The organism is Psychroserpens sp. (assembly GCF_045105015.1).
GTDB lineage: Bacteria > Bacteroidota > Bacteroidia > Flavobacteriales > Flavobacteriaceae > Psychroserpens.
Genome location: NZ_JBGCCX010000128.1, coordinates 16765 through 27080, shown reverse-complemented (window position 1 = coordinate 27080; position 10316 = coordinate 16765). Strand labels below are relative to the sequence as shown.

Below are 10316 nucleotides of genomic sequence, written 5' to 3'. Positions count from 1 at the left end.
AAAGTTATAAAATCACAATAAGAATTGTATTTTTGCAATCGAAAAATTTAAGGAAATGATATTACCAATAGTTGCTTATGGAGATCCAGTTTTAAGAAAAAAAGCAACACCAATTACTCAAGATTATCCAAAATTGGATGCTCTTTTAGAAAATATGAATGAGACCATGTATGGCGCCTTTGGTGTTGGATTAGCTGCTCCTCAAATTGGATTACCAATTCGATTATTTTTAGTCGATACATCACCATTTGCTGAAGATGAAACGTTTAATGAAGAAGAACAAGAGGCTTTAAAAAACTTTAAACGAACTTTTATTAATGCAGAAATTATAGAAGAAGAAGGAGATGAGTGGGCTTTTAATGAAGGCTGCTTAAGTATTCCTGATGTTCGTGAAGATGTATTTAGACAACCAAAAATAAAGATTCAGTATCAAGATGAAAATTTCAAAACACACACTGAAGAATTTGATGGTTTAATTGCAAGAGTGATTCAGCATGAGTATGATCATATAGAAGGAATTTTATTTACTGATAAATTATCTTCATTAAAAAAACGTTTGATCAAAGGAAAACTGTCAAACATTTCAAAAGGAAAAATTAATGTGGATTACAGAATGCGTTTTCCAGCGCTAAAAAAGAAAAGATAACATAAAAAACACATCATATAATTATGAGTTTAGATAAAATACTTTCCATTTCTGGAAAACCTGGATTATATAAGGTTGTTACACAAACACGTAATGGCTTTATAGCTGAATCTTTAATTGATCAAAAAAAGGTGAATGTTAATATTCATAGCAATGTTAGTATTCTTAGTGAAATAGCTGTGTATACTCTAACTGAAGAGTTGCCTTTACGTGAGGTTCTTAAAAAAGTTAAGGAGAAAGAGAATGGAAGCCAAACATCAATTAGCCACAAAGATTCTAAAGATAGTTTAGAGGAATATTTCTTTGGAGTATTGCCTGATTATGATGAAGACCGTGTGTACGCAAGTGATATTAAAAAAATTGTACAATGGTATAACCTACTTCAAAAGCATGACATGTTAGATGCTTTAGAAGAAGAAAAAGAAGCCGTTACTTCCGAAGAGGAAGAATAAATCTAATTAATGTCTGATAAAGCAGCACAATTAAAAGCTTTTGAGCGTTTGCTTATTATCATGGATGAACTCCGTGAGCAATGTCCTTGGGATAAGAAGCAAACTATGGAAACACTTCGTCATTTAACTATTGAAGAGGTTTATGAATTAGGTGATGCGATTCTAGATAATGATTTAGATGAGGTTAAAAAAGAGTTAGGTGATGTATTACTTCATATCGTATTCTATTCAAAAATTGGAAGTGAATCTAATAGTTTTGATATAGCTGATGTTTGTCATGGCATTTGTGACAAGCTCATTGAGCGTCATCCTCACATTTATAGCGATGTAAAAGTTGAAAACGAAGAAGACGTCAAGAGAAATTGGGAACAACTCAAGTTAAAAGAAGGAAAATCAAGCGTTTTAGAAGGAGTTCCTAAAAGTTTACCAGCAATGGTTAAAGCAAATCGAATTCAAGACAAAGTTGCTGGAGTAGGGTTTGATTGGGAAGAACCAAATCAAGTTTTTGAAAAAGTAGAAGAGGAGCTGGGCGAATTACAAACCGAAATCAATTTAGGAAATCAAAATGAGATTGAAAGTGAGTTTGGAGATGTGTTGTTTTCAATGATTAATTATGCAAGATTTTTAAAAGTAGATCCAGAAAGTGCGTTAGAACGTACGAATAAAAAATTCATAAAACGATTCCAATACTTAGAACAAAAATCTAAAGATTTAAATAAGCCATTATCTGATATGACATTGTCTGAGATGGATGTTTATTGGGAAGAAGCAAAAAAAATATAATTTTTTTATTCTGCGACATCCAAAGTCGTAAAATCATCCGTATATAGAATAGATAGAAACTTATTCAAGTTTTATCATAAGTAGGTAATCTTAATTTTATAGTTAAGCGGATAGATTAAGATTCAAAATTTAGTTTAGTTAGGGGTGAAATCCTGCCTGTGTATACAGGCAGGATTTTATTATTTAAAACAGTTTTTACTCTGTAGCTTCCTCCATAGTATGATACACGTTTTGTACATCATCATCTTCTTCAAGTTTCTCAAGTAATTTTTCAACATCTTGAGTTTGTTCAGGTGTTAATGGCTTAGTAACCTGTGGAATACGTTCAAATCCTGATGAGATAATTTCAATGTTATTTGTTTCAAGATAGGATTGAATATTACCAAAGCTTTCAAATGGTGCATAAATCATGATGCTAGTTTGCTCATTTCCGTCTTCATCTTCATCAGTGTCTTCAAAAATTTCTTCAACTCCAAAATCGATGAGCTCTAATTCTAATTCTTCTAAATCTAATTCCTCACCTTTAATTTTGAAATTACAAGTATGATCAAACATAAATACGACAGATCCAGAAGTTCCTAAACTCCCATCACATTTATTAAAGTAAGAACGCACATTAGCTACTGTACGAGTATTGTTGTCTGTAGCTGTTTCAATAAGTACTGCAATACCATGTTGTGCGTATCCTTCGAAAAGAACCTCTTTATAATCACCTTGACTTTTATCTGAAGCACGTTTAATAGCACGCTCCACATTGTCTTTTGGCATATTTACAGCTTTGGCATTTTGAATTACAGCTCTTAGTCTGGAATTAGAATCTGGATCTGGACCACCTTCTTTTACTGCCATAACAATATCTTTACCTATTCTAGTAAAGGCCTTGCTCATAGCTGACCAGCGTTTCATTTTTCTTGCTTTACGAAATTCAAAAGCTCTTCCCATTATCGTTCTTTTTTATATTTTTTGTTTTTCTCAAAATTATTGAAATTATATTGAAATGCCAACAAGATTGATTATTTGGAGTCTTAATTTTTGTTACTCTTGAACTTCAACAATTGCTTCTATAGCTTCAGCTAGTTTAAAATCCTTATTTGTAACACCATTGGCATCATGAGTAGATAATGAGATTTTTAATACGTTATATGTATTACTCCAGTTAGGATGATGGTTTTGCGCTTCACATTCAAAAGCAATTCTACTCATTGCACTAAAACAATCTTTGAAATTGTCAAATTCAAATTCGGCATGAATAGCATTTTTGTAGTAGTCCCAATCTGGAAAATGCAATAATTTTTTTTCAATAGTGTCTTCTGATAATAAACTCATAGGTCATGATTTAGTCTTTTAAAAGTATGAAATTTTATTCATAATTAAGACTTGTTTAGTTGAAGATTATTATACAAAAAACAACTTATCTATTTAATTCTTGTAAAACTTCTTGACTTGTAATTTGAAGGTGTTTGGGGAGTTTATTAAACTTTGGAAGTACGGCTAAATAGCGATCTTCATTTGTTGTGTAAACATGTTTAAAAAGCACACCATTTTTTGTGGTGATTTGGTTAACGATATCTTTGATATATTCGTCATGATGTACCAAATCGACACTTCCTAAATGAAATACACCAAACTTATTTCTGTTAATTATATAATGAATTTGTTGGGTGACTTTAGTTTCAGTGGTTACATTCATTATAATATTTGGGAAAATTTCGATAGCAGTTTTGTCATATAAATGCTGCTTGATTTCTTTTATCCTTGGTGATTGCGAACCCAAAACCATTGGTAATCTAACAATAACTATTTTCTTCTTTGGAAGACGTAACAGCATGTTTTCTATTTTGATTTTAAAATGACCATAAACACTTCCGCTAAACGTTTTGTCTAATTCGTAACTAGGATATTTACTATAAGCATCAAATACATTAGCCGAGGATAGGAAAATTATTTTACAATCACGATCTAAAACATATTCAGTAAGATGTTGATGAGCTATTGTTTGGGCATGAAAATCACCTCTCAACGCTGAAATTATAATGGTAGGTTTTGTTGCTTCTAAAACTTCATAAACGTCATCTTCTTCAACATTGTATTGAATAAAATGATGATTGTTTTTGAATGTTTTATGTGGCACTCTATAAGTACCAAAGGTTTTAAAGTATGCACACAATTCTTTGTAAATGGCATGTCCAATAAAGCCACTTGCACCTAAAATTAAAATGCGATGTTTACTATCGTTCTCCTTCATAAATCATTGCCTACGTAATCTAACTAACCTTTGTAGAATGGTAGTTTTACAACTGTAGCAGGAATCGTTTTTTTACGAATTTGAATATTGATTTTGCTGTTGACATCAGCAAGAACTGTCGGTACATAACCCAAACCAATACCTTTATTTAAACTAGGAGACATCGTTCCAGAAGTTACCTCGCCAATCTTTTTACCACTAGAGTCAACAATATCGTAACCATGACGAGGAATTCCTCTATCATTAAGTTCAAAAGCTACCAGTTTACGTTCTGGACCGCGACGTTTTTCATCTTCAAGAGCCTCAGAATTAGTAAAGGTTTTAGTGAACTTTGTAATCCATCCTAAACCAGCTTCTATAGGAGATGTAGTATCATCTATATCATTCCCGTAAAGGCAGTAACCCATTTCTAGGCGTAACGTATCTCTAGCAGCTAAGCCAATTGGTTTTGCACCTGCTTCAGTAACTTTATCCCATATTTGTTTCACTTCAGAATTTTTACAATAGATTTCAAATCCACCACTTCCTGTATAACCAGTAGCTGAGATAATTACATGATCGATACCAGCAAAATCACCAACAATGAAATTGTAAAATTTAATCTCAGAAAGATCATGACTAGATAGAGACTGCATAGCTTCAACTGCCTTAGGACCTTGAATGGCTAATAAAGAATAGTCTTCGCTAAGATCTTTCATCTCAGCTCCAACATCATTTTTTGAAGCGATCCAATTCCAATCTTTCTCAATATTACTTGCATTAACTACCAATAAATAAGTTTCTTCTTTTACCTTGTATATGATTAAGTCGTCTACAATTCCGCCATCATCATTTGGTAAACAGCTGTATTGTGCTTTGCCTACGGTTAGTTTAGAAGCATCATTACTACAGGTTTTTTGAATTAAATCTAAGGCATTCGGACCTTCAATTAAAAATTCTCCCATATGAGATACGTCAAAAACACCAACACCAGTTCTTACGGCTTCATGTTCAACATTGACGCCATCGTATTGTACAGGCATATTATAACCAGCAAAAGGAACCATCTTGGCTCCGAGAGATTCGTGTGTTTTTGATAATGCAGTATCTTTCATTGAAAAAGGTTTATTTCCGTTTTTCGGAAGTCAAAATTATTAGATTTAAAAAAGAAGAATTCTTCTAGAAATATTTCAATACAAATGTATCGAAAAAATATGTTTTGAAGACTAAAAATTAGTCTTTTAGAATATCTTCAAAATCATTAAAGAAACTTTCAAAAGTATTCATTGTTGTATTAAAAAATACCATCACATCTTGCCATGAGTTTTTATTATGAATGGATACTTTTTGTTCAAGTAACACATGAACTCTTGAAATCTCTTTGCCATTGTCAAGGTGATATTCTTCTTCAAAAACAGCCTCTGGTAAGTAATTTTCTAATAAGATAGATTTTAAAGATTGTAATTTTTCCCAATTTTTTATTCGGTTCTCTAAATCATCTTCAAGATCTAAAGCAACTAGTGCCGTTTTTTTATCAAAATGAAACTTAAATGAAAACCCTTTAATTTTTGTATCGTACAATATCCATTTTCTTGGAAAAGATTTCCCAAAGCTAGTCCAGAATTCTTGTCGTATTTGTCGCGATTCTTCTTTTGAAAACATACCTATATTAGATAAGCAATTCCAACCCCTAAAATTATTGCAATAAGCTTAGAAAGATTAAATTTATGACCTTCTCCTGTTTCAAATAATATGGTTGTAGAGATATGAAAAAAGATACCTATAACGATAGCATTAATAATATGGATATAACTTGTTGTTAAATCAGAGGTATTCGATATAAGCGTTCCTAATGGTGTCATCGCTGCAAAAACAAAAAGAAAAAAAGCGATTTGAAGTTTTGTATACTTAGATTGAAATAAAAAACCTGTTACTAATGCTGCAATTGGTATTTTATGAACAAGTACTCCATAAACCATGTCATTATGTTGATGGATTGGGAATCCTTCTAAAAAACTGTGAATACATAAACTAATAAAGAGTAACCAGGGAAATGATGTGTCATTTTTGTGAATATGAACATGGCCATGTTCGGCTCCTTTTGAGAAAAATTCTAAAATGATTTGTAATAAAATACCACACATAATGAAGAGTCCAGTTTGCTTTCCTTCAAGGTGTTCATATACTTCAGGTAATAAATCAAAAAGTGTGAGTGCTAATAAGAAAGCACCACTAAAAGAGAGTAAGAGTTTTGTGTAGGTGTTGCGCTGTTGCTTTAAAAATACAACAATACCAATACCAATTATAACTGCATATATAGGAAATAAATATGTATTCATTTAATGTCTTCTGATTATTTAAAAATCATGATTAAACGTTCTGAAGTGTCTTTATGAAATGGACTTAATTTATAATCACCAAAAACATCTAATAAATAGACACCTGCATTTTCAAAAAGAATCTCAAAATCTTTTAAAGTTAATGCTTTAACACGTTCTTGAAAGCTGTAGTCTTGTCCATTAGCATTAAAACTGATGGTTTTAATAATGTACCCATTTTCAAGATGTCTATTTTGTTTAAAATCAATACCATCTACAGTTTTAATATTTTCATCAACTAAATTATTAATGACAAAGTCACTGTTCATGAAGTCAATGACACCAAATCCATAGTCGTTTAAGTTTGCTTTTATAGCTTCAATCGTCTTAAGATTATCATCTTCATTTTCAAAATATCCAAAACTTGTAAATAAATTAAAAACAGCATCAAATGCTTTACCATAAGGCTTGCACATATCATGAACTTCGAATTTTAAAGTTTCATTTTCAAATTGCTTGGCGTATGCGATACTGTTTTCAGATAAATCTGCACCAGTAACATTGTAACCTAAAGAATTCAAATACATAGAATGACGTCCTTTTCCACAGGCAAGATCAAGAATTTCTCCATGTTCGGGAATATTTAAATACTCGGTAAGATTGTCCATGAACAATTGTGCTTCACTATCATTTCTGTCTTTATATAGAATATGATAAAACGGTGTATCAAACCAAGATGCATACCATTGTTTTGTGTTCTCTGTCATGTTTATTTCCTAGTGTAAAGGGAATCCTTTTAATTCTTCTTTTAAGCCACAAAAATACTTTATTTTTTTTTTCTATTATTCGTATTGTATGGAGAATAATTTTAAAATGGTAGCCAAAACCTTATTTGGTTTTGAAGACTTATTAGAACGTGAGCTCATTCAATTGGGAGCAATGCATGTAAAAAAAGGTGTAAGAAACGTTAGTTTTACTGGAGATAAAGGCTTTATGTATAAATGTAATCTAGCATTACGTACTGCTATAAAGATTCTTAAACCCATACATACGTTTAAGGTTAGAAATGAACAAGATCTTTATGACAATATCTATAAAATGTCATGGGAAAATTATTTAAAACCAACAGGTACTTTAGCTGTTGATGCCACAGTAAATTCTCAAGTGTTTACGCATTCATTGTATATCGCTCAAAAAACCAAAGATGCAATCGTAGATAAGTTTAGAGATACCGATGGCCAGCGACCAAATGTAGATTTGAAGTTTCCAGATGTGAAAATTAATGTACACATCGACAGGAATACATGTAATATTTCTTTAGACGCTTCAGGAGATTCGTTACATAAACGTGGTTATAAAACGGCAACCAATATTGCACCAATTAATGAAGTTCTTGCAGCTGGATTAGTTATGCTTTCTGGTTGGGATGGACAATCAGACTTTATGGATCCAATGTGTGGAAGTGGAACTATTTTAGCTGAAGCTGCTATGATTGCTTGTAATATTCCGCCAAACTTAATGCGAAAAGAATTTGCTTTTGAACGTTGGGCTGATTGGGATGTTGATTTATTTGAAAAAATTGAAGAATCACTACTCAATAAAACTAGAGATTTTCATCACAAAATTATTGGTTATGATAAATCTCCTAGTGCAGTGTCAAAGGCAACGGCTAATATAAAAAATGCACATTTAGAGGAGTTTATTCATATACAACATGAAGATTTTTTTAAAACTCAGAAATCTGGTGATGCTAAATTGCATATGGTTTTTAATCCACCTTATGGTGAGCGATTAGACATCGATATGGAAAACTTTTATAAGACTATTGGAGATACTTTAAAACAAGGTTATCCTGGTACTGATGCTTGGTTTATTACATCAAATTTAGATGCTTTGAAACATGTAGGTTTACGTCCTTCACGAAAAATACATTTGGTTAATGCTAAGCTCGAAGCGCGTTTGGTAAAGTATGTCATGTATGAAGGGAGTAAGAAAGGAAAGTATATGAATAATTAATATTTGTCTTTAAGTGTATTGGTGTGATGTTCTATATGATGAGCTGTCCACATGATGATTTCCCTGATTGGCATTTTTCCCATTAAAGGATGTGGAAGAATCAAGTTGTCTAAATTCTTATTTGAAATTTTTCGTGTTTTATATTGTAGTTTTTTACCTTCAACTTGAAGTCGATTAAGAATATATTGTTTTTCAGATACAGTTGGAATCTTCATGTTTTTTGAAGGACCATAAGTTTTGCCTTTAACGTCTTTTAATCGTTCTTGATAACGATTTGTTACTGTGCTATAGTCTCTAACGTTTCTGTTAGATTTTCCAAATTTATAGCGTAATACAAATTTGGGCAAGCTTAGCGCATTATTTAAAGGTTTGATGCTATGGAGTAGATGTAAGGCATGTTGACCAGGAGTCCATTTTCCATCTGGACCATTAAGCCAATTGTCGTCTTCTTGATTTGACAACCAATTAATAAGCGCTTCGTTTTTTTCTTCTATGAGGTCTGCAATCGCGTCTTTATCCATGTTCCATCGCTTTTAACGTATGGAAAAGATATAAAATATTTATGAGTTTTACTTTTGAAGGATGAAGACTTAATCTTCAATGTCATCAATTACAACTTTTTTGTCCTTTTTGATTATCGGAATTAGATAAGATAAATTATAACCGAAGCCTATTCCAAAACGACCACTATCATATGTACGATTAAAACCTGGAATGTATAAATTTTCAAAGTTATCAGGTTGGTCTTCACTGATTAAACTTTTTATTTGCACATTGAGTCCAAGAAACAAATTATTAAATAATTCAGCTTTAATACCAATAATGATTTCTGCCCAAATAGCGGTTAAACCATCAATTTCTCTTGCCTCTTCAGTGGAAAGTTGATTGGGCCAATATTGATTAGTATTATAAATAGTAAAACTATTTAGATTTTGTTTAAATGAACTTACTCCAGCACGAAACCCAAAATAAATCATGTTTTGCATGTCTAACCAATTTTGGTATGAATTGTAATCAATCCCAGCTTTAAAATAGCTCCCTGTGGCAGTAACATTTAAAAAATCGTTAGAAATTGTACGTTCCTCAGTACCAATTTCGCCAGCAAGATATAAACGCTTTGTTAATCTGTAATCGCCATTAATTTCAAAACCAGAATAATCATCATCAATAACAGTTCTTGCAATTTTACCTATATCAGCACCTAGTCGCAAACCGTATTTTTGTTTGTAAATTAAGGTGTCTGACTTAGTTTCTCCTTCAACAGTGTCTTGAGCATTTACAACACCACATAGGAAAAAAAAGCAACTACTGATGAAAGAAATTAAAATGTGTCGTTGTTTCATCTTCAATTGATTGATTATCATTTAAGGGTTCTGTAAGTAATATCCAACGATCCATATCACTAGGATCAAATTCTATGCTGATTGCTTTATAAATTGTTTTAAAACCGCAGGCACGTGATACATAAACATCTTCAGTGACATAATTTATAGTAACGATATCTTCATTTCCTGTTACCATATCATCACTAGTATCATTAGGAGTTCCGTTATCGTCTATTGCATAATCTTTTCTGAAGCTGTATTGCGTTGAGTTTTGGTCCGTTTTTAGAGGCAACTCCACTTTAGTTACAGCTGAACTTCCTAAAAAACCTGGAAGAGGAATAGCATTACCAATACCTTGAATTCTTAAGTCTGATACTTCTTTGAGAAGGTCTTGATTGGTAATATCATAAAACTCTATGATTAATCGAGGAGTAGTAGGAACATCTTCTGGACAAATATCATCGCGTTCGCAAGTATTTAATGTTGCCATTAAGAACAAGACAAGGCTGATTTTTTTTATGAAATTTATTTTCAAGTTATTCGAATTCTGAA

At 31.8% G+C, this 10316-nt stretch carries 14 protein-coding genes; 4 read left to right on the top strand and 10 right to left on the bottom strand.

Going from position 1 to position 10316, the window contains the following annotated elements; genetic code table 11:
- The first annotated feature begins 55 nt into the window (after window positions 1-55).
- From def to mazG, 3 genes are read left to right on the top strand one after another with little or no spacing between them, the layout of a single operon-like run.
- Entirely contained in the window at window positions 56-646 is a 591-nt protein-coding gene (gene def, locus AB8B90_RS09640; protein WP_405336269.1) for a peptide deformylase, read from the top strand.
- Between the two features lie 23 nt (window positions 647-669).
- Entirely contained in the window at window positions 670-1098 is a 429-nt protein-coding gene (locus tag AB8B90_RS09635; RefSeq protein ID WP_405336266.1) for a DUF5606 domain-containing protein, read from the top strand.
- 9 nt (window positions 1099-1107) lie between these two features.
- Window positions 1108-1881, top strand: coding sequence for a nucleoside triphosphate pyrophosphohydrolase (gene mazG / locus AB8B90_RS09630; RefSeq protein ID WP_405336263.1), 774 nt, complete (start codon window positions 1108-1110; stop codon window positions 1879-1881).
- A 195-nt stretch (window positions 1882-2076) separates the two neighbouring features.
- On the opposite strand, the gene AB8B90_RS09625 is transcribed toward mazG, so the two are convergent.
- The 7 genes from AB8B90_RS09625 to AB8B90_RS09595 form a co-directional block, all read right to left on the bottom strand.
- Entirely contained in the window at window positions 2077-2823 is a 747-nt protein-coding gene (locus tag AB8B90_RS09625; RefSeq protein WP_405336260.1) for a YebC/PmpR family DNA-binding transcriptional regulator, read from the bottom strand.
- Window positions 2824-2916: 93 nt separating this feature from the next.
- A complete protein-coding gene (locus AB8B90_RS09620; protein ID WP_405336257.1) occupies window positions 2917-3207 on the bottom strand; it encodes a 4a-hydroxytetrahydrobiopterin dehydratase in 291 nt (96 codons plus the stop codon).
- A gap of 85 nt (window positions 3208-3292) precedes the next feature.
- Window positions 3293-4126, bottom strand: a complete 834-nt coding sequence (locus AB8B90_RS09615) for a sugar nucleotide-binding protein (protein ID WP_405336254.1) — start codon at window positions 4124-4126, stop codon at window positions 3293-3295.
- 23 nt (window positions 4127-4149) lie between these two features.
- A complete protein-coding gene (gcvT, locus tag AB8B90_RS09610) occupies window positions 4150-5220 on the bottom strand; it encodes a glycine cleavage system aminomethyltransferase GcvT (RefSeq protein ID WP_405336251.1) in 1071 nt (356 codons plus the stop codon).
- Between the two features lie 118 nt (window positions 5221-5338).
- A complete protein-coding gene (locus tag AB8B90_RS09605; protein WP_405336248.1) occupies window positions 5339-5767 on the bottom strand; it encodes a DUF4268 domain-containing protein in 429 nt (142 codons plus the stop codon).
- Window positions 5768-5769: 2 nt separating this feature from the next.
- Window positions 5770-6444, bottom strand: a complete 675-nt coding sequence (locus AB8B90_RS09600) for a ZIP family metal transporter (RefSeq protein WP_405336245.1) — start codon at window positions 6442-6444, stop codon at window positions 5770-5772.
- Window positions 6445-6458: 14 nt separating this feature from the next.
- On the bottom strand, window positions 6459-7190 hold the full coding sequence (locus AB8B90_RS09595) for a class I SAM-dependent methyltransferase (RefSeq protein WP_405336242.1): 732 nt from the start codon (window positions 7188-7190) through the stop codon (window positions 6459-6461).
- An 88-nt stretch (window positions 7191-7278) separates the two neighbouring features.
- Between AB8B90_RS09595 and AB8B90_RS09590 the strand changes: the two genes are divergently transcribed.
- A complete protein-coding gene (locus AB8B90_RS09590; protein WP_405336239.1) occupies window positions 7279-8439 on the top strand; it encodes a class I SAM-dependent RNA methyltransferase in 1161 nt (386 codons plus the stop codon).
- Here AB8B90_RS09590 and AB8B90_RS09585 read toward each other — a convergent pair.
- From AB8B90_RS09585 to AB8B90_RS09575, 3 genes are all read right to left on the bottom strand, one after another.
- Window positions 8436-8960 carry a DinB family protein gene (locus tag AB8B90_RS09585; RefSeq protein WP_405336236.1) on the bottom strand — a complete coding sequence of 175 codons (525 nt, stop codon included), beginning with the start codon at window positions 8958-8960 and terminating at the stop codon, window positions 8436-8438. The genes AB8B90_RS09590 and AB8B90_RS09585 overlap by 4 nt on opposite strands.
- A 69-nt stretch (window positions 8961-9029) precedes the next feature.
- The gene (locus tag AB8B90_RS09580) at window positions 9030-9782 is read right to left on the bottom strand and encodes a DUF6048 family protein (RefSeq protein ID WP_405336233.1); all 753 of its coding nucleotides are present in this window, start codon (window positions 9780-9782) and stop codon (window positions 9030-9032) included.
- On the bottom strand, window positions 9745-10254 hold the full coding sequence (locus AB8B90_RS09575) for a DUF6452 family protein (RefSeq protein WP_405336230.1): 510 nt from the start codon (window positions 10252-10254) through the stop codon (window positions 9745-9747). Before AB8B90_RS09575 ends, AB8B90_RS09580 begins: the two co-directional genes overlap by 38 nt.
- Between the last annotated feature and the right edge of the window lie 62 nt (window positions 10255-10316).